The 21543-nt window shown below is 68.2% G+C and carries 23 protein-coding genes; 14 read left to right on the forward strand and 9 right to left on the reverse strand.

Annotated features, from left to right (window positions below):
• Window positions 1-14: 14 nt before the first annotated feature.
• Both LFM09_RS31245 and LFM09_RS31250 read right to left on the reverse strand, forming a co-directional pair.
• Window positions 15-911, reverse strand: coding sequence for a glutamate ABC transporter substrate-binding protein (locus LFM09_RS31245; RefSeq protein ID WP_414100159.1), 897 nt, complete (start codon window positions 909-911; stop codon window positions 15-17).
• A 40-nt stretch (window positions 912-951) separates the two neighbouring features.
• Window positions 952-1680, reverse strand: a complete 729-nt coding sequence (locus LFM09_RS31250; RefSeq protein WP_414100296.1) for an amino acid ABC transporter ATP-binding protein — start codon at window positions 1678-1680, stop codon at window positions 952-954.
• A gap of 159 nt (window positions 1681-1839) precedes the next feature.
• On the opposite strand from LFM09_RS31250, the gene LFM09_RS31255 reads away from it, so the two are divergent.
• Window positions 1840-2517, forward strand: coding sequence for a response regulator transcription factor (locus LFM09_RS31255; protein ID WP_363768898.1), 678 nt, complete (start codon window positions 1840-1842; stop codon window positions 2515-2517).
• Between the two features lie 58 nt (window positions 2518-2575).
• Window positions 2576-3961: a sensor histidine kinase gene (locus LFM09_RS31260; RefSeq protein WP_414100160.1), complete on the forward strand. Its 1386-nt coding sequence runs from the start codon at window positions 2576-2578 to the stop codon at window positions 3959-3961.
• Between the two features lie 46 nt (window positions 3962-4007).
• Here LFM09_RS31260 and LFM09_RS31265 read toward each other — a convergent pair whose 3' ends face one another.
• The gene (locus tag LFM09_RS31265; RefSeq protein WP_414100161.1) at window positions 4008-4922 is read right to left on the reverse strand and encodes a TAXI family TRAP transporter solute-binding subunit; all 915 of its coding nucleotides are present in this window, start codon (window positions 4920-4922) and stop codon (window positions 4008-4010) included.
• Window positions 4923-5043: 121 nt separating this feature from the next.
• On the opposite strand from LFM09_RS31265, the gene miaB reads away from it, so the two are divergent.
• From miaB to LFM09_RS31280, 3 genes are all read left to right on the forward strand, one after another.
• Complete coding sequence (gene miaB / locus LFM09_RS31270) at window positions 5044-6525, forward strand: tRNA (N6-isopentenyl adenosine(37)-C2)-methylthiotransferase MiaB (RefSeq protein WP_414100162.1); 1482 nt, start codon at window positions 5044-5046, stop codon at window positions 6523-6525.
• Window positions 6522-6989, forward strand: a complete 468-nt coding sequence (locus LFM09_RS31275; RefSeq protein WP_414100163.1) for a hypothetical protein — start codon at window positions 6522-6524, stop codon at window positions 6987-6989. Before miaB ends, LFM09_RS31275 begins: the two co-directional genes overlap by 4 nt.
• Before the next feature lie 66 nt (window positions 6990-7055).
• Window positions 7056-7868, forward strand: a complete 813-nt coding sequence (locus LFM09_RS31280) for an RICIN domain-containing protein (RefSeq protein WP_414100164.1) — start codon at window positions 7056-7058, stop codon at window positions 7866-7868.
• 54 nt (window positions 7869-7922) lie between these two features.
• Here the strand turns inward: LFM09_RS31280 and LFM09_RS31285 are convergent, their stop codons facing one another.
• Window positions 7923-9260 (reverse strand): DUF349 domain-containing protein, encoded by a 1338-nt coding sequence (locus LFM09_RS31285; protein ID WP_414100165.1) that lies wholly within the window; start codon window positions 9258-9260, stop codon window positions 7923-7925.
• A 570-nt stretch (window positions 9261-9830) separates the two neighbouring features.
• On the opposite strand from LFM09_RS31285, the gene LFM09_RS31290 reads away from it, so the two are divergent.
• Genes LFM09_RS31290 through dapF form a run of 3 tightly spaced genes read left to right on the forward strand, consistent with a single transcriptional unit; the run spans window position 9831 to window position 11814 of the window.
• Window positions 9831-10112 (forward strand): hypothetical protein, encoded by a 282-nt coding sequence (locus LFM09_RS31290; RefSeq protein ID WP_414100166.1) that lies wholly within the window; start codon window positions 9831-9833, stop codon window positions 10110-10112.
• Window positions 10109-11017 (forward strand): tRNA (adenosine(37)-N6)-dimethylallyltransferase MiaA, encoded by a 909-nt coding sequence (gene miaA, locus LFM09_RS31295; RefSeq protein WP_414100167.1) that lies wholly within the window; start codon window positions 10109-10111, stop codon window positions 11015-11017. Before LFM09_RS31290 ends, miaA begins: the two co-directional genes overlap by 4 nt.
• Window positions 11005-11814: a diaminopimelate epimerase gene (dapF, locus tag LFM09_RS31300; RefSeq protein ID WP_414100168.1), complete on the forward strand. Its 810-nt coding sequence runs from the start codon at window positions 11005-11007 to the stop codon at window positions 11812-11814. Before miaA ends, dapF begins: the two co-directional genes overlap by 13 nt.
• A 31-nt stretch (window positions 11815-11845) precedes the next feature.
• Here the strand turns inward: dapF and LFM09_RS31305 are convergent, their stop codons facing one another.
• Both LFM09_RS31305 and LFM09_RS31310 read right to left on the reverse strand, forming a co-directional pair.
• Window positions 11846-12727: an SMP-30/gluconolactonase/LRE family protein gene (locus LFM09_RS31305; protein WP_414100169.1), complete on the reverse strand. Its 882-nt coding sequence runs from the start codon at window positions 12725-12727 to the stop codon at window positions 11846-11848.
• Window positions 12720-13961, reverse strand: a complete 1242-nt coding sequence (locus tag LFM09_RS31310; protein WP_414100170.1) for an MFS transporter — start codon at window positions 13959-13961, stop codon at window positions 12720-12722. The genes LFM09_RS31305 and LFM09_RS31310 overlap by 8 nt, the downstream gene beginning before the upstream one ends.
• Window positions 13962-14015: 54 nt before the next feature.
• Here LFM09_RS31310 and LFM09_RS31315 point away from each other — a divergent pair, with 54 nt between their 5' ends.
• Genes LFM09_RS31315 through LFM09_RS31325 form a run of 3 tightly spaced genes read left to right on the forward strand, consistent with a single transcriptional unit; the run spans window position 14016 to window position 16955 of the window.
• Window positions 14016-14516 carry an ArsR/SmtB family transcription factor gene (locus tag LFM09_RS31315; RefSeq protein ID WP_414100171.1) on the forward strand — a complete coding sequence of 167 codons (501 nt, stop codon included), beginning with the start codon at window positions 14016-14018 and terminating at the stop codon, window positions 14514-14516.
• A gap of 25 nt (window positions 14517-14541) precedes the next feature.
• Window positions 14542-16002 (forward strand): GTPase HflX, encoded by a 1461-nt coding sequence (gene hflX, locus LFM09_RS31320; RefSeq protein ID WP_414100172.1) that lies wholly within the window; start codon window positions 14542-14544, stop codon window positions 16000-16002.
• Window positions 15999-16955, forward strand: coding sequence for a hypothetical protein (locus LFM09_RS31325; protein WP_414100173.1), 957 nt, complete (start codon window positions 15999-16001; stop codon window positions 16953-16955). Before hflX ends, LFM09_RS31325 begins: the two co-directional genes overlap by 4 nt.
• Before the next feature lie 157 nt (window positions 16956-17112).
• Here LFM09_RS31325 and LFM09_RS31330 read toward each other — a convergent pair whose 3' ends face one another.
• Both LFM09_RS31330 and LFM09_RS31335 read right to left on the reverse strand, forming a co-directional pair.
• The gene (locus LFM09_RS31330) at window positions 17113-17586 is read right to left on the reverse strand and encodes a hypothetical protein (RefSeq protein WP_414100174.1); all 474 of its coding nucleotides are present in this window, start codon (window positions 17584-17586) and stop codon (window positions 17113-17115) included.
• Window positions 17587-17629: 43 nt separating this feature from the next.
• Complete coding sequence (locus tag LFM09_RS31335; protein WP_414100175.1) at window positions 17630-18739, reverse strand: cytochrome P450; 1110 nt, start codon at window positions 18737-18739, stop codon at window positions 17630-17632.
• A gap of 109 nt (window positions 18740-18848) precedes the next feature.
• Between LFM09_RS31335 and LFM09_RS31340 the strand changes: the two genes are divergently transcribed.
• Window positions 18849-19577, forward strand: a complete 729-nt coding sequence (locus LFM09_RS31340) for a helix-turn-helix domain-containing protein (RefSeq protein WP_414100176.1) — start codon at window positions 18849-18851, stop codon at window positions 19575-19577.
• On the opposite strand, the gene lexA is transcribed toward LFM09_RS31340, so the two are convergent.
• Window positions 19561-20238, reverse strand: a complete 678-nt coding sequence (lexA, locus tag LFM09_RS31345; RefSeq protein ID WP_414100297.1) for a transcriptional repressor LexA — start codon at window positions 20236-20238, stop codon at window positions 19561-19563. The two genes, LFM09_RS31340 and lexA, sit on opposite strands and share 17 nt — an antisense overlap.
• 235 nt (window positions 20239-20473) lie before the next feature.
• Here lexA and LFM09_RS31350 point away from each other — a divergent pair, with 235 nt between their 5' ends.
• Both LFM09_RS31350 and nrdR read left to right on the forward strand, forming a co-directional pair.
• Window positions 20474-20746, forward strand: a complete 273-nt coding sequence (locus LFM09_RS31350) for a hypothetical protein (RefSeq protein WP_414100177.1) — start codon at window positions 20474-20476, stop codon at window positions 20744-20746.
• Window positions 20747-21017: 271 nt separating this feature from the next.
• Window positions 21018-21485, forward strand: coding sequence for a transcriptional regulator NrdR (gene nrdR, locus LFM09_RS31355; protein ID WP_053738461.1), 468 nt, complete (start codon window positions 21018-21020; stop codon window positions 21483-21485).
• Window positions 21486-21543: the final 58 nt, after the last annotated feature.

Below are 21543 nucleotides of genomic sequence, written 5' to 3' on the forward strand. Positions count from 1 at the left end.
GCCACAAAGGAACGTCAGTACTTCTCGAGGGTCGGGTGCTTGCCTTCCGAACCCGACTTGCCCAGCGTGTTCTTGTAGATCTGGTCCCACTTGCCGTCGGACAGCGACTTCTCCAGGATCTCGTTGATCTTGGTGCGGAGCGCCTTGTCGTCCTTGGCGAGACCGATGCCGTACTTCTCCGTGGAGAAGGTCTTGCCGACGACCTTGAGCTTGTCCGGCTCGTCGGCCGCGTAGCCCTTGAGGATCGCGTCGTCGGTGCTGACCGCGTCGACCTCACCGTCGAGCAGCTTCGTCACGCACAGCGAGTAGCTCTGGAGCTCGACGACGTTCGAGTCGGGCTCGACGAGCTTCTTGTCGCGCAGGGCCTTGGCCGGCGTGGAGCCGGTCACCGAGCAGACCTTCTTGCTCTTGATGGAGTCCGGACCGGTGATGTCGGAGTTGTCCTTCTTCACCAGCAGGTCCTGGCCCGCGACGTAGTACGGGCCGGCGAACGACACCTTGTCCTTGCGGGCGTCGGTGATCGAGTACGTACCGACGTAGTAGTCGATGTCGCCGTTGATGATCGCCTGCTCGCGGGCCGCGGACTGGATCGTCTTGAAGGTGATCTTCTCGGGGTCGTAGCCGAGCTGCGCCGCGATCAGCTTCGCCATGTCGATGTCGAAGCCGGTGTACTTGTTGGACGTCGGGTCCTTGAAGCCCAGACCCGGCTGGTCCTCCTTGACACCGACGACCGGGTTGCCGCGGGCCTTGATCTTCTCGAACGTCGGCGAACCGTCGACCTTGACGTCCTTGGCCACCTCGAAGACGCCGGCCGGCGCGCCAGAGTCGCCCGTGCCGGTGCCTTCCTTGCCACAAGCGGTCAGGGCGAGACCACCCGCCAGCAGCACCGCCGCAAGGGTGCGAACCCTCATCGTCCTTCTCCTGCCATTCGTTCGAAAAGTGGGCTGACTTCTAGTGAGTCAGGATCTTGCCAAGGAAGTCCTTCGCGCGGTTGGACTTCGGGGCCGAGAAGAACTCTTCCGGGGTCGAATCCTCGACGACCTCGCCGTCGGACATGAAGATCACCCGGTCCGCGGCCTTGCGGGCGAAGCCCATCTCGTGCGTGACGACGAGCATCGTCATGCCGTCCTTCGCGAGGCCCGTCATGACGTCCAGGACCTCCTGGACCATCTCCGGGTCGAGCGCGGAGGTGGGCTCGTCGAACAGCATCACCTTGGGCTTCATCGCGAGCGCGCGGGCAATCGCCGCACGCTGCTGCTGCCCACCCGAGAGCTGAGCCGGGAACTTGTCGGCCTGGTTGGCGATCCCGACGCGCTCCAGCAGCTCCATCGCGGTCTTGCGCGCTTCGGCCGCGGGGGTCTTGCGCACCTTCGTCGGAGCGAGCATCACGTTCTCGACGATGGTTTTGTGCGCGAAAAGGTTGAAGGACTGGAACACCATGCCGACATCGGCGCGCAGGCGGGCCAGTTCCTTTCCTTCGGCGGGAAGGGGCTGCCCGTCGACCTCGATGAGTCCGGAATCAATCGGCTCGAGGCGGTTGATGGTCCGGCACAGGGTCGACTTGCCGGAACCCGACGGCCCCAGCACGACCACGACCTGCCCCTTCGGCACCTCCAGCTGCACGTTCTTGAGCACGTGCAACGGGCCGAAGAACTTGTCCACACCCGCCACACGAATCATCGGCGGGGTAGAGGCGGCAGTCATCCAGTCCTCCATTTGGGGTCGTCTGCGTTGGCGGAAACCTAGGTGTCCGCCACCACACCAGTCCAGGACATTGAGCAAGACTTAGGGTCTCAACTCTGTCACAGGCAGACATCGGTTGCCCGGGAGGTAGCGAAAGTGCGCGTGCTGCTCGTCGAGGACGACGACAGGGTCGCCGAGGCCTTGGTCCCAGCCCTGACCAGACGGGGTTTCCACGTGGACCGGCAGGCCACCGGCCGCGGCACGCTCGACCGCCTCACAGGCGTCGACGTGGTGCTGCTGGACCTCGGCCTGCCCGACATGGACGGCGTGACGCTGTGCCGCGCCATCCGTGCGGCCTCGGACGTCGCGATCATCGTCGTGTCGGCGCGAGGGGAGATCGACGACCGGATCCTCGGCCTGCACGCCGGGGCCGACGACTACCTGGTGAAGCCCTATGACGTGGGCGAACTCGTGGCGCGGGTGCACGCCGTGCGCCGTCGCCGCGGTGCCGATCCGGTCGGGGTCGGCGCGGTGTCGACGGAGGTGTTCGAGACCGGCGACGTGCGGGTGGACCTGGGGCGTCACGAGGTCACCGTGGCGGGTGAGGCCGTTGCCCTCTCGCGCAAGGAGTTCCAGGTGCTCGCGCTGGTCATGGCCGCTGGTGGCGCGGTGTGCACGCGGGAGCGGATCCTCGCGGAGGTGTGGGGGAGGACGTGGTCCGGCGCGAACCGGACGCTGGACGTGCACGTCGCCACGCTGCGTACGAAGCTCGGCCGGCCGGCGTTGCTGGAGACCGTGCGGGGTGTCGGTTATCGGTTGGGACAGGTGTCGTGAATCTGTCCGATCGGGGGATTTTTCTTCGGCGTGTCGCGCTCGTTCGGGGTGACTGTTCGTGAGGTCTCGACTGCTGGGTGTGGTGCTCGCCCTCATCGTGCTGGTGCTCGTCGGTCTCGGCGTGCCGCTGGGGCGGGGTGTGGCAGCCGCGGAGCAGCAGGAGATGTTCCTCGACCGCCTCACCGACACCAGCCGGTTCGCGTCCCTGGCGCAGCGGCCGTTGATCGACGACAAACCGCACCTGCTGCGGCCCGAGCTGGAGCGGTACACCGAGCTCTACGACATCGGCGTGGCCGTGGTGGCCCGCGACGCGCCGACGGTGCCGTTGGTCGCCTCCCGCAACGACCTCGCGCTGGGTGACTCGGCGGTCCAGGACCTGGTCAACAAGGCGCTGGCCGGACGGCTGCCGGTCGCGCCGCCGTTGTTCATGCCGTGGAGTGAAGCCAGGTTGGTGCTCGCCGAGCCCGTGCTGGTCGACGGCGAGGTGCGGGGCGCGGTGATCACGTTCTCGCCGACGTCGAAGACCCGGTTCGAGGTGCTCGCGTGGTGGGGGTTGCTGCTGGCGGCGTCGCTGCTGGTGCTGGCCCTGGCGGTGCTGCTGGCGTTGCCGGTGGTGCGGTGGACTTTGCGGCCGGTGCAGGCTCTGGACGACGCGACCGGGAAGCTGCTGGCCGCCGTGGTGTCCGGCCGGCCGGTGCCGCCGGTGGGGGCGGAGAGCGGGCCTCCGGAACTGCGTCAGCTGTCGCGGTCGTTCGACCAGATGGCCGCGAACGTGAGCGACGTCCTGGCCGCGCAACGGGCCTTCGTCGCCGATGCCTCACATCAGCTGCGGAACCCGTTGACGGCCTTGAAACTCCGGCTGTCCAACCTGGAGGGTCACGTCGACGCCGAGGCCGAGGTGCACCAGGTGGAGGCGTTGAGCGAGACCGATCGGCTGAACCGGATCCTCGACGAGCTGCTCGCCATGGCTCGTGCCGAGTCCAGCTCCGTCGACCCGGTGCCCGTCGACGTCGACAAGTCCGTGGCCGCGCGGTTGTCTGCTTGGCAGGCGGCTGCTTCGGCGAAGGAAGTGCATTTGGTGCTCGACGGGGAGCGTGTCGGAATGGCGCTCGCGCCGCCGCGGGGCGTCGAGACGATTCTGGACGCGCTGCTCGACAACGCCCTGAAGTTCACCCCTGAGGGCACGTTGATCGTTGTCGACGTTCGCAAGGACAACGGTGTCGTGCGGCTGTCCGTCGCGGACCACGGGCCGGGGTTGCAGCCCGACGAGCTCGAACGGGCGACCGACCGGTTCTGGCGCAGTCCGGCTCACCAGAACGTGCCGGGGTCCGGGCTCGGGCTGTCGATCGTGCGGCTGGTCGTCGAGCGCGTCGACGGCAACGTGCGCCTGGAATCGCCGGAGGACGGCGGCCTCAAGGTCGTGATCGAACTTCCAGCCGTCTGATGTCCAGTATCCGATACATCAGTGCTGATATCTAATATATTGGATATCAGACTTTGGACTCGCGGTAGTAGCGCATCGCGCCGTTGTGCAGCGGTACCGGTGACGTCTCGATCGCCGACCGCTGCTCGATCGTCCGCGCCGCCGAGTGCGCCTTCGCCAGGTCCGGCTGTCCTTCGAACATCTGCCGCACCAGCGCCTCGGCGACGTCGTCCGGCATCGACTCGGTGACGAGCAGGAAGTTGCGCACGACGAGGGTGGTCACCGGGGCTGTCTGCAGGTTGTAGGTGGAGGCGGGCAGCGTCGCCGACCCGTACACGGGATATTTCTCGCGGAAGGGTGGCAACTCGTCGCGCAGGTCGAGCATCCTCACGCCGAGATCCCTGGTCAGCTGCGTGATGCCCGCGGTCGGCAACCCGCCCGACCAGAAGAACGCTTCGATCCGTCCCTCCCTCATCGCCAGGGCGGACTCGTCGAGGCTGAGGTTGACCGTCTGCGGCGTGACGTTCTCAGCCTGCAGCAGGAGCTTCGCGATGATCTCGACGCCCGACTCCCGCGCGCCGATCGACACGCGCATCCCCGACAGCTGGGAGAGCTTCGTCACCGGCAGATCCGCGCGGACGATGATCTGCAGGTAATCGTCGTGCATCCGGGCCAGCGCGCGCAGCTTGGAGGCGCCCGCCACCCCTTCGACGGCGTCGGCCTGCGAGAAGCCGACCTGGGCCTGGTTGTTGACCAGCCGGGTGACGTTGTCCTTGGACCCGGCCGTCGCCACGACCTGGGGCCGCGCGATGCCGAGGCGCCCGCTCCAGACGTCCGCGAGGGCGTTGCCGAGCCGGTAGTAGACGCCGGGCTCGCTGCCGGTCGCCATCGTGATCTTGACGTCTTCGAGCGTGCTGCCACACCCCGTCAGGACCGTTGCGGCGGTCAACAGGCTCACGGCGACATGCACTCGTCCCAGCACCTCCGCATCGTGCCACGGAGGCGTTCCGCGCTTGCACCCGACGAAAGGTCCACTTCTCGCGCGCTCCTGGTCGTGCCTGGTCAAGGCACGACCGGGTTCGGCCAGGGTTTATCGTGTCCGGGTGAGCACCGCGCAGGTTCCCAAGACGTTCCAGGTCCGCACGTTCGGCTGCCAGATGAACGTGCACGACTCAGAGCGGCTCGCCGGCCTGCTGGAAGACGCCGGCTACGAGCGGGCCGCCGAGGACACGCAGGCCGACGTCGTCGTCTTCAACACCTGCGCGGTCCGGGAGAACGCCGACAACAAGCTGTACGGCACGCTCGGCCACCTCGCCCCGCAGAAGGCCGCGAAACCGGGCATGCAGATCGCCGTCGGCGGCTGCCTCGCGCAGAAGGACCGCAGCGAGATCGTCCGCCGCGCCCCGTGGGTCGACGTCGTGTTCGGCACGCACAACATCGGTTCGCTGCCGGTGCTGCTCGAACGCGCGCGCCACAACGAGGAGGCGCAGGTCGAGATCCTCGACGCGCTGGAGACGTTCCCGTCCTCGTTGCCCGCCGCCCGCGACTCCGCCTACTCGGGCTGGGTGTCGATCTCGGTGGGCTGCAACAACACCTGCACGTTCTGCATCGTCCCGTCGTTGCGGGGCAAGGAGAAGGACCGCCGCCCCGGCGACGTGCTCGCCGAGGTCCAGACGCTGGTGGACGAGGGCGTGCTGGAAGTGACGCTGCTGGGCCAGAACGTGAACTCCTACGGCGTCGAGTTCGGCGACCGGTTCGCGTTCGGCAAGCTGCTGCGTGCCTGCGGTGAGATCGACGGACTTGAGCGCGTGCGCTTCACCTCGCCGCACCCCAAGGACTTCACCGACGACGTCATCGCCGCGATGGCCGAGACACCGAACGTGTGCCACCAGCTGCACATGCCGCTGCAGTCCGGTTCGGACCGCATGCTCAAGGCGATGCGCCGCTCGTACCGGACCGAGAAGTACCTGGGCATCATCGACAAGGTCCGCGCCGCCATGCCGGACGCCGCGATCACCACCGACATCATCGTCGGCTTCCCCGGTGAGACCGAGGAGGACTTCCAGGGCACGCTCGACGTGGTGCGCCAGGCCAGGTTCTCGTCGGCGTTCACGTTCCAGTACTCCAAGCGCCCAGGCACCCCCGCCGCGGACCTGCCGGACCAGCTGCCCAAGGCCGTTGTGCAGGAACGGTTCGACCGCCTCGTCGCGCTGCAGAACGAGATGACCCACTCGTTGAACATCGAGCAGGTCGGCCGCACCGTCGAGGTCCTCGTCGCCACCGGTGAGGGCAAGCGCGACGCCGAGACGCACCGCATGAGCGGCCGCGCGCGCGACGGACGTCTCGTGCACTTCACACCTGGCGCCACCGCTCCGCGTCCCGGCGACGTCGTCGAAACCGTCGTCACCTACGCCGCCCCGCACTACCTCGTCGCCGACGGCGAACCGCTGACGTGGCGCCGCACCAAGGCCGGCGACCGTTCCGAGGCGGGCATCAAGCCCAAGACCGCGGGCGTCGGGCTGGGCCTGCCGTCGTTCGGCGCTCCCGCTCCGCTGCCCGCCGTGTCCGGGTGTGCGGCGCAGTGAGCGAAGAGGAATACCTGCGCAAGGAGATCGACGCGGTGGAACAGCAGGCGGCCAAGCGCATCGACCCCGGGACCGGCGCGTTCACGATCTCGATCGCGGTGCTGGCGTTGCTCGTGTCGCTGATCCTGCCGTGGGTCGGTGACGACACGGGCCTGGACGTCGTGCTCGGTGAGTCGACGAGCTTCGTGCCGCGGTTGTTCTCGTTCTTCGCGCTGGGCATCGGTGTGCTCGGGTCCGGCATCACGCTCGCGGTGCGGCGCTGGGGCCTCGCGTGGGTGTGCGCGCTGGGCCTGTTCGCCGGGTCGGTGACGGGCGTGCTGTCGATCTGGACGCAGCAGACGACCACGAGCAACAAGGCGATCGGACCGGGTCCCGGCGCCGGGTTGATCATCGCGGTGATCGCGGTGATCTTCCTGCTGGTGAAGTGGGTCCGGATCGCGGCTTCCCGTCCGCCCCAGCTGTAATGAACCCGCGCACGTTCTCGATTCCTTTCCCGTCAAACGGTGAACGTGAGTCGAGGTGCGCTGGGGATGACGGACGCGGGGGAGAGCACCAACGCCACACACGGCGACAACAACGGCATCTCGGCGCAGGCGCACTCCGTCGGCCGTGATCTGAACATCTACGGGTCGCCGAAACGCTCACCGTGGTTGCTCCTCGCCGCAGTGGTGGTCGTGATCGTCGTGGTGTCGGTGCTCGTCGTGGTCGCGAACCTGAGCAACGGCACGAAATCCGCGGACGAGGACACATCAAGCCCGCCGCTGGCCTCGACACCGCCGTCCGCGGCCGGTTCGTCCGCCGCTCCCACCTCGGCCGCGCAACCACCCGTCGCGGCCACCGGCAAGCCGACGCAGAAGGCGCCACCACCGCAACCCCAGCCGCAACCCCCGGCTCAGCAGCCGACGACCGTGAAGCCGGCCGCCGACGGACCGGGCTACCTGATGCCCGCCAACACCGAGAAGGTGGCGGACCTCTACGACGGGTCCAAGGAAGCCGTCATGTGGGCCAAGGAGCCGCCAGGTGCCGAGGGCGCCAAGTTCCAGCCGAACTGGGTGCGGGAGTTCGTGGACGCCGGTGTGTTCCGCATCCGGAACACCCACGCCGACCTCTGCCTCGAAACGGCGACAGAGGCCGCCGCACGGCTGGAGCAGGTGTTCGGCCGCGGTTGTTCGTGGAGCCGCGAGCACCAGCTGTGGCGCGAGCAGAACGGCAACCAGTACGCGAACGTTCGATCAGGGGAGTGTCTGGTCGCGGGCGAGAGCGACACCTACCCCAACGGCACCTGGCTCGTCGTGTGGACGTGTGAGAACAAGGCAGACCAACAGTGGCGTGTGGTCCGCTGAACACGTCTGAGGCCCCCTCTCCCGCGCGGGAGAGGGGGCCTCAGACCGTTAGGACTAGCGGGTCGCCAGCGCCTGCTCAGCGGCCGCGAGCCACTCGCGCCACTGGGCCGCCTGGGCCTCGGCCTGCTCGGTGCGGCGCTTGTCGCCCGCGGCACGGGCCTTCGCGGCCTGCGCCTCGAACTGCTCCACGCGCTCGCGGAACTGCGCGACCCTGGCCTCGGCCTCGGGGTCCGAGCGACGCCACTGGGCGTCGACCGCACCGCGGACCTTCTCCTCGATCGTGCGCAGCTTGCCCTCGAGCTCGCGGATGCGCTCGCGCGGCACCTTGCCGATCGCGTCCCAGCGCTCCTGGATCTTGTAGAGCTGCTGGCGCGCGGTCTCCAGGTCGCCCGACGGGTCGATCGCCTCGGCCTCGGCGAGCAGCTCCTCCTTCAGCTTCGCGTTCGCCGAGAACTCGGCGTCGCGCTCGCTGAAGGCCTCGGAGCGCTTCTGGAAGAACGCGTCCTGCGCGGCCCGGAACCGCTGCCACAGCGCGTCGTCGGCCTCCTTGGGCGCACGCCCGGCGGCCTTCCACTCGACCATGAGCTCCTTGTAGCGACCGGCCGTGGGGCCCCAGTCGTCGGAGTCGATCAGCTTCTCGGCCTCTTCGACGAGGGCCTGCTTGGAGGCCTTCGCGACCGAGCGCTGGCGGTCGAGGTCGGCGAAGTGCGAGCCGCGGCGGCGGTTGAACGCGTCACGGGCCTTCGAGAACCGGCGCCACAGCTGCTCGTCGGTCTTGCGGTCGACGCCGCGGATGGTCTTCCACTCGTCGAGGATCTGGCGCAGCCGGTCGCCGGCGACCTTCCACTGGGTGGACTCGTTCGCGATCGACTCGGCCTCGTCGACCAGGGCCTGCTTGCGGGCGACGGACTGGGCGCGGGCGGCCTCCTTGGCCTCCTTCGCCTTCTCCATGCCCGCCTCGGCCTGCACCAGCACGTGCTCCACGCGGGCGGCCAGCGCCTTGAGGTCACCGACGACGGCGGCCTCGGCGAGCTGCTCCTTCACGTGCTTCGCGCTGGTCAGGGCGTGCTTGGGGTCGCCGGCGCCGGACTGCAGCCGCGTCACCAGCAGCTCGACCTCGGTGCGCAGGTCGTCGAAGCGACGCGCGAAGTGCGCGAGGCCCTCGACCGGCTCGCCCGCCTGCCACGACCCGACGGCGCGCTCGCCGTCGTCGGTCTTCACGTACACGGTGCCGTCGGCGTCAACGCGCCCCCAGCGGTCAGGGTGGTCCGACGCCACGGGGACGGCCGGAGGCGTCGCCTGCGGTGCGGTCTCCTTCGGCGTTTCCTCGACTCCACCCTCGACCGCAGCGGGCTCCACCACGGCCTCCGGTGTGCTGTCCTGCTCCGACATCGCCGGTTCCTCCCATCTGACGCCCGTGCCAGCCACGGGCGCCCCGCCTGCCGGCGGGGCCGATGCAATACGGGCGCTGGAGGGTCTCCCGTCCCCAGTTCCCCGCGCGCATTCAAACAGGTCAGAGCTCGACTCGGTACTGGGAGTCCACGATAGGTAGCCTCGTTCGTTGTGATCACCCGTGCAGCAGTGGTGCCGCACCCGCCACTTCTGGTGCCAGAACTGGTCGCGGGAGCCGCCGCCGAGACCGCGCCCGTGCGCGCCGCATCCCTTGCCGCAGCAGGAAAACTGCCCGGTCCGTGGGTTGCCGTCGCGGTGGACGACAGCGGGCCCGCGACCTACGTGCCACCGTTGTCGGGAACTTTTCTCGGTTATGGGGTCGATGTGCCTGTGTCACTCGGCGGTGACTTGCCTCCAGACCCCCGAATTCCGTTGCCAGTGCTAATCACCGCGTGGCTTCGTGAACACTGTGCGATCGAGGTGTCACGCGTCGAACTCATAGCGCCTGACCTGCCCCCTTCCGAATGTGTCTCGTTTGGACAACAAATCGCCGGAGAGGACGCCGGGCTCTTGATCCTGGGCGACGGCTCGACCCGGCACGGCTTGCGCTCACCCGGTTCGAACGACGAGCGTTCGGGACCGTTCGACGCACACGTTCATGAATTGCTGGCCTCCGCGGATGTGGACGGCCTGCTCGCACTCGACCTCGAACTCGCCCGCGAGCTCGGCGCGCAGGGTCGCGCGGCGTGGCAGGTGCTCGCCGGCGTGCCCGGCCCGTGGCGCTGCGCCAGTGCCGAGTTCTTCGCACCGTTCGGCGTGGGCTACCACGTCGCTGTCTGGGAGCGCCAGTGATCACGCCCATCGCAGTCGTCGGACCCACCGCGACCGGCAAGTCCGACCTGGCCGTCGCTCTGGCGGAACGGTTCGGGGGAGAGGTCGTCAACGCCGACGCCATGCAGCTCTACCGCGGCATGGACATCGGCACCGCGAAGATGACGCTGGCCGAGCGGCGCGGCGTACCGCATCACCTGCTCGACGTTCTCTCCGTCACCGAGACCGCGTCGGTGGCGGCTTATCAACGCGAAACCCGCGCCGTGATCGAACGCCTGCTCGCCGACGGCCGCCCGCCGATCCTCGTGGGCGGTTCGGGGTTGTACGTGCAGGCGGTGCTCGACGACCTGAAGTTCCCCGGTACCGACGACGCGGTGCGCGAGCGCTTCGAGGCGGAGCTGGCCGCCGTGGGTCCGGAGGCGTTGCACCAACGGCTGCAAACGCTCGATCCGGCTGCCGCGATCGCGATCCTGCCTTCGAACGGGCGCCGCATCGTGCGCGCGCTGGAGGTCATCGAGCTGACCGGGGAACCGTTCTCCGCGAACCTCCCCAAGCCCGGTCCCGCTCGCTACGACACCGTCCAGATCGGCGTCGACCGCGAGGTGTCCGAACTGGACTCGCGCGTCGACCAGCGCGTGGACGTGATGTTCCGCTCCGGTTTGGAGGACGAGGTGCGCGCTCTGGTCCGGATCGGCCTGCGCGAGGGCAGGACCGCGTCGCGCGCGCTGGGCTACCAGCAGGTGCTGTCCGCAATGGACGGAGCGTGCACGATCGACTTCGCCGCGGAGGAGACCAAACGCGCGACCCGGCGGTTCGTGCGTCGTCAACGATCCTGGTTCCGGCGTGACCAGCGCATCACCTGGCTGGACGGTGCACGGCCGGATCTTTTGGAAGCCGCCGGTAACCTGGTGCCGTGGAGTTCGTGAAGGGGCACGGCACGGAGAACGACTTCGTCATCCTGCCCGACCTCGATGACCAGCTGGATCTGACGGTGGCGCGCGTCCAGGCGCTGTGCGACCGGCAGCGCGGCCTCGGCGCGGACGGCGTGCTGCGCGTCGTTCGGTCTGACGGCAAGTGGTTCATGGACTACCGCAACGCCGACGGCTCCATCGCCGAGATGTGCGGCAACGGCCTGCGCGTCTTCGCCCGCTACCTGGTCGACGCCGGCCACCAGCCGCAGGGCACGTTCGTCGTCGGCACGCGCGCCGGCGACAAGACCGTCACCACGCACCCGGACGGCTCTGTCACGAACGACATGGGCCCCGCACGGGTGACCGGCACGTCCATCGCCGCGGTCGACGGCCACGGCATCGGCGGCTTCGCGGTCGACGTCGGCAACCCGCACCTGGCGTGCGTCACCGACGCCCCGGTCGACGGCTTCGACCTCACGGTGCCGCCCGGCTTCGACCCGGTGATCTTCCCGCACGGCGTGAACATCGAGCTGATCAACGTCCTCGACGCTGACTCGCCCCGCGGTGGCGCGTTGAAGATGCGCGTCTATGAGCGCGGCGTCGGCGAGACTCGCTCGTGTGGCACCGGCACCGTCGCGTCCGTCGCGTCGTGGCTCGCGGGCCAGGGCCGGACCACCGGCTCCGCGACCGTCGACGTGCTCGGCGGTCAGGTCTTCGTCACCATCGAGCCGACGACGTCGACGCTCACCGGACCTGCCGTGCTCGTCGCGCGCGGCGAGCTCGACAAGTCCTGGTGGGACGCCCTGGCTTAGTTCGGTGAACTGATATGTCGCATCCGATATATCAGTTCAGGTCGTACACCTCGACCTTCCCGAGCCGCTCGGGCTTGACCACGTCCGGGTGCGAGTCCGGCGCCGTCAGGCACACGAGCTTGTCGTCGACGACCGCGACGGCGAAGCACGTCTGCGTCGTCTCCACCCGGTGCGTGATCTTGCCGCCCTCGGTCACCCGGAACACCGCCGGCTGCAAGGCCGGCGCCACCCACACGCCGTCCCCGTCCCCGGCGATCCCGTCCGGCGCGATGCCGAACTCCTTCACCTCGGCCCACACCCTGCGGTTTTGCAACGATCCGTTTCGGTCGACCGAAAACGAAGTCAGTTTGAATGCAACGGTCTCGGCGACGACCAGGATGTTGCCGCTCTCCGACTCGCCCGTCGGGTCGGGCAGCAGCGCCATGCCGTTGGGGAACTTGAGGTCCTCGGCGGCGACGCTGACGGAGCCGTCGGGCTGCACGAGCGCGAGGGCGGCGCCCGGCGGTTCGAAGTCGGGCTCCAGCAGCCGGGGGATGCCGACCTCCGAGATGAGGCCGTGCAGGTCGAAGCCGAAGTTGCCGACGTACGCGCGGCCCTCGCCGTCGACGAGCATGTCGTTCGCGTGGAAGGTCGCGATATCCGATATATCAGCGTGCAGGACGAGGTCGTCGCCTTCGAGGCGGCGCACGGTGTGGTCGAGCATCGACACGACGAGCATGCGTCCGTCGGGCAGCCACCCGAGCCCGGACGGCTGGCCGTCGAAGGCGACGACGACCTCGTCGTCGCCGGTCGCGAGGTCGAGCGCGTGCACCTCGCCCGCGTAGAAGTCGGAGTAGTAGAGCCGGCCGTCGGGGCCGCGTCGCGGTCCCTCGCCGAAGTGGAGACCGTCCCGCAGCACCCGAGTGTCAGCCATGGGCGTCGACGCTAGCTTCGGTCGGTAGGTCACGCATCGTCCGCAACGGTGAGAGCAGCACCCACACCATCCCGGCGACGGCCCCGATGAGTGATACCCACAGCGTCGGCACGATGCCGATCCACGAGCCGAGCACGCCGCCCAGCAAGGCGCCCAGCGGGGTCGAGCCCCACACCACCCAGCGGATCGAGGCGTTCATCCGGCCCAGCAGGTGGTCCGGGCAGATCGCCTGCCGGTAGCTCACCTGGCCGACGTTGTAGACGACGATGCCGAACACGTTCACGGCGAGGCCGACCATCGGCAGCACCAGGCCCCAGCCGTCCGAGATGAACGGCAGGAACAGGGTGAACGGCCAGGTCAGCACGGGGATGAGCCAGATCATCCTGGCCTGCCCGACCCACAGGCCGATCTTGTACGCGAACGCCGCGCCGAGCACGCCGCCGACGCCGCCCGCGCTGAGCACGAGGCCGGCCGTTCCCTCACTCAGTCCGACGGTCTGCAGCAGGAACAGCACCATCACGGCGGTCTGGATGCCGTGGAAGAAGTTCGACGTGCCGGTGCAGGCCACGATCATGCGCAACGTGGTGTTGCTGAAGACGAACCGCAGCCCTTCCATGATCTCGCGGCGCAGGTGCGGGTCCGCGTGACGTTCCGGCGCCGGCTCGACGGTCTTGATCCGCACCAGGAAGAACGCCGAGCTCAGGTAGCCGACTCCGGTGGCGAGCACGCCGTTGGCCGCGCCGAGGAACTGCGCCGCGTAACCGCCGATCGCAGGCCCGGACACCTCCGCGACCGACAGGCTGGCCTGCAGCTTCGAGTTGCCCTCGACGAGCTGGCCGCGCCCGACCAGCGACGGCAGGTACGACTGGTACGCGACGTCGAAGAACACCGTGCACACGCCCACCGCGAGACTCACCACGATCAGCTGCGGCAGGTCGAGCACGCCCAGCCACCACGCGACGGGCACGCTGATCATCAGCGCGGCGCGGGCGATGTCCATCGCGATCATCAGCGGTTTGCGGCGCATCCGGTCGACCCACACGCCCGCGGGCAGGCCGATCACCAGGAACGCCATCGTGCTCGCCGCGGCGAGCAACCCCATCTCGAACGGTGTCGCGTTCAGCACACCGGCCGCGAGCAGCGGTACCACCGTCATGCCGACGTTCGCGCCGAACTGGCTGATCGTGTCGCCGACCCACAGCCGGCGGAAGTCTGGATGCCCCCAAAGCGCCATGCCGAGGAGTCTGCGCCGAGTGATTGGAAACTGTCAATCACTTACACTGCACCCGTGGCACTCTCCAGTGGGCGTCGTCCAGCGACGAGCGACGAAGCCGCAGCTCTCAGCTCGGATCTGAGGCTGCGGATGATCCGCATGACGTTCGAACGCCCGCTCACCAACAAGGAGCTGGCGCAGCGGCTGGGCAAGGACCCGGCCACGACGCTGCACCACGTGCGCAAACTGGTCGCCGCCGGATTTCTCGAGGCGCTGCCGGCCCGCGCGGGCAACCGCGGTGCGAAAGAGATCCCCTATCGGTCGACAAGGCTGTCCTGGCAGCTCGACAACAGCGAAAATGTGGTCGCCGTCGGTGAGGCGATGCTGCACGCTTTCCTCGGCGAGGTTGCCGACACCGGGCTCGAGAACGTGGATCAGAGCCGCCTGGTCGTGACCGTCGACCCGGAGGAACTAAAGCAGCGGCTCGCTTCGTTGATGGAAGAGCTGGCCGCGCAACCGGTCAGGCCGGAAGTTCCCCGTGTGGCGATCTACCTCGCGGTGTATCCGGGGGACTGACGGTCCATGGGACGATGAAGGGCAAATGACGGAAAACATCCAGAGCACAGAGTTCGACCCCGAGTTCGACGACCAGTCGTGGGAAGACGACTTCTCGACGGGTGACTACGAGCTCGCTGAGCGTGCCGCACTGCGCCGTGTCGCCGGGTTGTCCACCGAGCTCGAGGACATCACCGAGGTCGAGTACCGGCAGCTGCGCCTGGAGCGGGTCGTGCTCGTCGGGGTGTGGACCGAGGGCACCGCGGCGGACTCCGACGCGTCGATGGCCGAGCTCGCCCGCCTCGCCGAAACCGCTGGTTCCGAGGTGCTCGAGGGCGTGGTGCAGCGGCGTGACAAGCCGGACGCCGCGACGTACATCGGCTCCGGCAAGGTCTCCGAGCTGCGCGACGTGGTGCAGGCGACCGGCGCGGACACGGTGATCTGCGACGGTGAGCTGTCTCCAGGCCAGCTGCGTCAGCTGGAGGAGAAGCTCAAGGTCAAGGTCATCGACCGGACCGCGCTCATCCTGGACATCTTCGCGCAGCACGCGCGGTCCAAGGAGGGCAAGGCCCAGGTCGAGCTGGCCCAGCTGCAGTACCTGATGCCGCGCCTGCGCGGCTGGGGTGAGACGTTGTCGCGGCAGGCCGGTGGTCGTGCCGGTGGCGGCAACGGCGGTGTGGGTCTGCGCGGTCCTGGTGAAACCAAGATCGAGACCGACCGCCGCCGGATCCGCGCGCGCATCGCCAAGCTGCGCCGTGAGATCGCCGCGATCGGCGTCATCCGCGAGACCAAGCGGGGCCGTCGCACGGCGAACGAGATCCCGAGCGTCGCCATCGCGGGCTACACGAACGCGGGCAAGTCCTCGCTGCTCAACGCGCTGACGGGCGCCGGTGTCCTGGTGGAGGACGCGCTGTTCGCCACCCTCGACCCGACGACGCGCCGCGCGGAGACGCCGGAGGGCCTGCCGTACACGCTGACGGACACGGTCGGCTTCGTCCGGCACCTGCCGCACCAGCTGGTCGAGGCGTTCCGCTCGACGCTGGAGGAGGTCGGCCAGGCCGATCTGCTCGTGCACGTGGTCGACGGCTCCGACGGCATGCCGGAGAAGCAGGTCAGCGCCGTGCGCGAGGTCATCGCCGAGATCAACGAGGAAACCGGCACGCCGATGCCGCGGGAGCTCCTCGTCGTGAACAAGATCGACGCCGTGGGCGACCTGGGCCTGGCCCGGCTGCGGCACCTGTTCCCGGACGCGTCGTTCGTGTCGGCGCACTCCGGCCTCGGCATCGAGGAGCTGCGAGTCCGCATCTCCGAGCTGATGCCCCGTCCCGAGGTCGTGGTCGAGGCCCTCGTGCCGTACGCGCGCGGCGAGGTCGTCGCCCGCGTGCACCGCGACGGCGAGGTGCTGTCCGAGAAGCACACGGAGTCGGGCACGCTGCTCAGCGCCCGCGTGCGCCCGGATCTCGCCGGCGTCCTCGAAGAGTTCGCGACGAACGGAACGCCTGCTTGATCCCGCCTCCACCGGTGGACGTGTGCCCGGTAGCCATGCAGGAGCTCTCCGGGCTCACGTCCGACGGCAAACAGCTCTACGCCGTCAGCGACAGTGACAACGGCACGCTGCGCATCCAGGTCCTCGGCCGCGACTGCGTCGTGAAACGCACGATCACCGCGCCCGTGGACCCCTTCGACGTCGAAGACCTGGCCATGACGCCGGACGGCACCCTGTGGGCCTCCGACACCGGTGACAACAACAAGTCCCGCTCCACCGTCGCCCTGCACAAGGTGTCGCCTTCGGGTGCGGTGGAGCGGTTCCGCGTGACGTACCCCGACGGCAAACACGACGCCGAGGCGCTGCTCATCGACAAGTCCGGCACGCCGTACATCGTCACCAAGGAACCCCTCGGCTCCGCACTGATATATCGCCCCACCGCACCACTCCGAACCGATATATCAGTCCCGTTGGAGCAGGTAGCGCGTGTCTCGCTGTCCACCACGGACACCCCAGGCGGCCCCCTGGACGGCAACCTCGACTCCCGCCTGGTGACCGGCGCCGCCTCCATGGCCGACGGCTCCGTCGTGGCCCTGCGCACCTACACCGACGCCTACCTGTACCCGGTCCCCGACGGTGACCTCGTCAAGGCCCTGTCCGGCGACCCGGTCCGCGTCCCACTGCCGAACGAACCCCAGGGCGAAGCCATCGCCTTCGACCCGGACGGCACCCTGCTCTCCGCCTCCGAAGGTGCCGGCACCCCGATCCGCTCAGTGGCCGGAGCCGCCGCCCTGGCCCAGCCGCCCGCGCCGACGACCACACCTCCACCACCCGCCGCGGACCAACCGCAGGCGTCCCCGTCGTCGGACTCGCCGTCCTCGTCGTGGCAGAACTGGCCGCTGGCCCTGACGCTCGGCGGCCTCGTGCTGGCCATCGCCCTGGTCATCGGCCTACGCCTCCGCCGCCGCGCCTGACGATCGGTCCTCGCCAGCCCGGGCCGCGGCGAACCCTTCCTCGATCTTGCGCGCCGCAGCTCTCGTGGTGCCGCGTTGGCTCACGTAGGAATAGATGATGAGACTCGTGCTACCGGCTACGTTGGCAACAGTCAGCGTGACGTAGAGCCACGCCCGTTCATGCCCCCAATGCTCCCGGCGATGTCGTGTGGAGTGCTTGCACCAGCCCGATCGCCGCGCTTGCGACGTACACGACGACTGCCATGAGCAGCAGGACTTTGGCCTGCTGGTGAGATCGTCCGCTCTGCTGGATGTACGACTGCCAGGCGATCAGCGGCAGACCGGTGCGGCGCGCGATCTCCTTCTCCAGGCCGAGCTGGTAACCCATCAGGTTCCGCGCCATCTTCTTCAGGTAGAGGCCGTGGAGGATCACGATGGAGACGACCAAGGGGTACCACATCAACAGGTAGCCCTTGCCGCCTCCGATCGCGACAGTGGCGGCGAGCGCCATCACCGTGCTGCCTGCCGTGAAGATGCGGTCGCCGGAGGTGGTCACGGTCGCGATCCGGTCGGAGACATCCCTGCACTCGTCCACCAGCCACTCGACGATCTGTGTTTCGGTGAACGGCGGCGACAGAGGCTCCTGTGTCACGACAGCAGGTTCCCGTACTTCCAGGTCTTCCTGTACCGCTGTTCTAGTCCCAGGCGACGGGCATGCGTTCCAGGCCGCCGATGACCAGGCTCGCGCGGTGCGGCAGTTCGTCCTCCGGGACGGCCAGGCGCAGCTTCGGGAAGCGCGTGAAGAGGCCGGGGAAGGCGATCTTCAGCTCGATCCGGGCGAGGTGCTGGCCGATGCACTGGTGGATGCCGTGGCCGAACGCGAGGTGCCCCGGCGCGCCGCGAACCAGGTCGACCACGTCGGGGTCGGCGTAGCGGGCCGGGTCGTGGTTCGCGGAGCGCAGCTCGACGAACACGGTGTCACCCTTGCGCACGAGGACACCGTCGATCTCGGCGTCCTCCAACGCGGTCCGGACTGTCGCCGGCGTCAGACTGATGTATCGGAGCAGTTCCTCGACGGCGGCGTCGGGGTTCGCGAGCATCGCGTCCACCCGCGCCTGGTCGCGGAGCAGTTCCAGCGTGCCGAGCGACAGCATGTTCGTCGTCGTGTCGAGGCCGCCACCGAGCAGCGCCATGCCCATCGCGGCCATTTCGTCGTCGGTCAGATCGTGGTCGGAGTTGACGAGGTCGCTCAGCAGGTCGTCGGTCGGGCTCGAGCGCTTCGCCGCGACCATCTCCAACATGAAGTTCTGGAGCCGGCCGAACGCGGCGTACATCGCCTCGGCCTCGCCGGCCTCCGCGCCGCTGGCACCGGTCAGCAGCATGGCGTCCTGCTGGAACTCCACCCGGCGCTCGTACGGGACGCCCAGCAGTTCGCAGATCATCAGGCCCGGCACCGGCACCGCGAAGTGCTCCACGAGATCCGCGGGCGAGCCCTGTGCCGCCAGTTCGTCGAGATGGTCGGTGGTGATCGCTTCGAGCCGTTCGGTGAGCAGCCGCATGCGCCGGACGGTGAACTGACCGGTCAGCCTGCTGCGGTAGCGGGTGTGGTCCGGCGGGTCGTGGTCGGTGAACGCGCCGGGCGGCGACGGCGGCGCGTCGCCGGGGCTGCCCGGGCCGAACGGGTTGTGCATCAAGTCCGGGCGGATGCTGAAGCGGTGGTCCGCCAGTACCGCGCGGACGGTCGCGTGGTCGTGTGCTCGCCAGCCGGCGTGCCCGTCCGGGTACGTCATCGGGCTGAGTGGCATTGCCTCCCCCTTGCAACGAGGTCTTTCCCCTACCTGCAAGCTAAAAACGTTTGCGGACGAAGTCAAAAGACTCATTGCAATGGCTTGCAGTGGAAGGCACTATGGGGTTGTGCCTGGTAAGCGGCTAGATGAAGAAGAACGGCAGCTCATCGCCCAGTTCCTGTGGGACGGGCTGGGGTACTCCGAAATCGGGAGGCGGTTGCAAAGGCCCGCCTCGACGATCCAGCGGGAAGTGGTCCGCAACGGAGGTCACAACAACTACCGGCCGGGGGCCGCGCACCGGGCGGCGAGTGAGCGGGCGATGCGTCGGATGCCTGACGTGGACGATCTCGACGTCGATGAAGAGGCGTACTCGTTCGACCGGAGTCCGGGGCAGGTGAAGGAGTTTCATCTGCGGTTGGTCGGGGTGTTCCGGCAGACCGGGTTGACGCGCACGGCGGCGCGGATCCTCGCCGAGATCTTCATGACCGACAAGGGCAGCCTGTCGGCGACCGAGCTGGTGCTGCGGTTGTCGGTCAGTCCGGGCACGATCTCGCGGTCGACGACCTACCTGGAGGAGCTCGACCTGTTGCGCAGCGAGCGCGACGGCAAGCGGATGCGCTACTTCCTGGACGACGACCTCTGGTACCGGGCGTGGCTGTCCAGTGCCGAGCGCAACTCCGTGTGGGCGCACACCGCACTGGAGGGGTCCGAGATCTTCGGTCTCGACACTCCAGTGGGTGCGCGCCTCAAGGACATGGGGCAGTTCTTCGCGTTCGTCGTCGTGGACATGGAGGCCACGCGACAGAAGTGGCTCGACTTCTTCGAGAAGAAGAAGAGAGCTAGGGGAGACGCCTGAGCACGGTGACGACCTTGCCGAGAATGGTGGCCTCGTCGCCGTTGATCGGCTGGTAGGCCGGGTTGTGCGGCATCAGCCACACGTGGCCGTCCTTGCGCTTGAACGTCTTGACGGTCGCCTCGCCGTCGATCATGGCGGCGACGATCTCGCCCTGGTCGGCGGTCGGCTGCTTGCGGATCACGACCCAGTCGCCGTCCGTGATGGCGGCGTCGATCATCGAGTCACCGACTACGCGCAGCAGGAACAGTTCGCCCTCACCGACGATCTCGCGCGGCAGCGGGAACACGTCCTCGATCGACTCCTCGGCCAGGATCGGGCCACCGGCCGCGATCCGGCCGACCATCGGCACGTACGCGGGCGTCGGCTTGGACATCGGGTCGAGGCCCGGGTCGATCTCGGGCGGCAGCATGCCCACCGCGCGGGGGCGGTTCGCGTCGCGGCGCAGGAAGCCCTTCCGCTCCAGCGCGCGCAGCTGGTACGCGACTGACGAGGTCGACGTCAGGCCCACGGCCTCACCGATCTCGCGCACGCTCGGCGGGTAGCCGAAGCGGTCGACCCAGTCGCGAATCACGTCGAGCACCTTGCGCTGGCGCAAAGTCAGGCCGGCGTTTCCCGCGATCTCGCTCACCTCTGTCGCTACAAGAGCGGGGTCCGGGTCGATCGTCTTGCCTGCCACGGTCGCTGTCCTCCTCGCCGCCCCCAGTTCGAATGGGATTCCGGCACTCCGTCGATCTTCGTGGTCGACGGTAGTCGTGTTTGCTGCACAGATCAAACACCTGTTCGAGGTATTTGGGCGCGTGTTGTGGCGTTCGGCGAGTCGGTCTGGTAGAAATTCGCACGGACGTTCGATCGAACCCCTGTTCGATCATGGTGCTTGACCTGCGACGGAGGGCGTCATGGCGGTTGTCGTCGAGAAGCGGTTGCGCGTTGTTGAAGACGCGGACGTCGCAGCGGGACGTCCACTCCGTTCGGGGCCCCGTGTCATGCCGCGGCGCCCGGCGACGAAGCCGCGCCCGGTCGCGGTGCTCCAGTCGCGCGAGTCGAGCTCGTGCGAGGTTCGACCCAAGTGCGAGTCCACTCTGGAGCTCATCGCGGTCGGGGTGCTGAGCGCTCTCACGGTCATCGCGCTCGGCGTGCTCTACCTCCAGCAGGCGGGTGTCACCCCGTAGTCCACCCCCACATCTTGTGTTTGCGGCGCCCGGCGTGACGTGTTCGCTCCGTCATGTGCGGGCGTCGTTGCGTAATCGCCGCTGATCGCTTGCGGTTCCCCCGACAGGGTGACACGCGACGCGCCGTGTCGAGTTGCGTCGGCGTCCGCCGCGATCTAGGTTCTACCCCTACATCTAGTGGTTACACCGTTGTAAGTAGTCCACAGGTTGTGGGTAACCCGACCAGTGCGACTGCTGCGATGGGTGCTGCGCTGGGAAGGGGTGAGGTGGCGTGCGGTGTCCGTTTTGCCGCCATTCGGACTCACGGGTGGTCGACTCCCGTGAGGTCGACGAGGGTCAGGTGATCCGTCGTCGACGCTCCTGCAACAGCTGCAGCCGCAGGTTCACCACGGTCGAGGAGGCGGTTCTCGCCGTGGTCAAGCGCTCCGGAGTGACGGAGCCTTTCAGCCGCGACAAGGTGGTCGTCGGTGTGCGCAGGGCGTGCCAGGGCCGCCCGGTCGACGAGGACGCGTTCCAGCAGCTCGCCCAGCGAGTGGAAGAGTCGATCCGGTCGACGGGATGCGCGGAAATCCCCAGTCACGAGGTGGGCCTCGCCATTCTCGGCCCCCTGCGTGAGCTCGACGAGGTCGCTTATCTGCGCTTCGCGAGCGTCTACAGATCCTTCTCGTCCGTCGAGGACTTCGAGAAGGAAATTCTTGATCTTCGCACTGCCCGGGCCGAAGCGGCTCAAGAGCAGTGATCCGCGCGCACTAAAGCGCGCGCCAACAACATCTTTCTAAGCACCAGCACGAGGGAGA

The organism is Lentzea alba, assembly GCF_047445655.1.
GTDB lineage: Bacteria > Actinomycetota > Actinomycetes > Mycobacteriales > Pseudonocardiaceae > Lentzea > Lentzea alba_A.

Coding starts and splice junctions, on each gene's coding strand:
- LFM09_RS31245 (WP_414100159.1), bottom strand. CDS start 911: ATGAGGGTTCGCACCCTTGCGGCGGTGCTGCTGGCGGGTGGTCTCGCC.
- LFM09_RS31250 (WP_414100296.1), bottom strand. CDS start 1,680: ATGATTCGTGTGGCGGGTGTGGACAAGTTCTTCGGCCCGTTGCACGTG.
- LFM09_RS31280 (WP_414100164.1), top strand. CDS start 7,056: ATGACGGACGCGGGGGAGAGCACCAACGCCACACACGGCGACAACAAC.
- LFM09_RS31285 (WP_414100165.1), bottom strand. CDS start 9,260: ATGTCGGAGCAGGACAGCACACCGGAGGCCGTGGTGGAGCCCGCTGCG.
- LFM09_RS31305 (WP_414100169.1), bottom strand. CDS start 12,727: ATGGCTGACACTCGGGTGCTGCGGGACGGTCTCCACTTCGGCGAGGGA.
- LFM09_RS31310 (WP_414100170.1), bottom strand. CDS start 13,961: ATGGCGCTTTGGGGGCATCCAGACTTCCGCCGGCTGTGGGTCGGCGAC.
- hflX (WP_414100172.1), top strand. CDS start 14,542: ATGACGGAAAACATCCAGAGCACAGAGTTCGACCCCGAGTTCGACGAC.
- LFM09_RS31335 (WP_414100175.1), bottom strand. CDS start 18,739: ATGCCACTCAGCCCGATGACGTACCCGGACGGGCACGCCGGCTGGCGA.
- LFM09_RS31350 (WP_414100177.1), top strand. CDS start 20,474: ATGGCGGTTGTCGTCGAGAAGCGGTTGCGCGTTGTTGAAGACGCGGAC.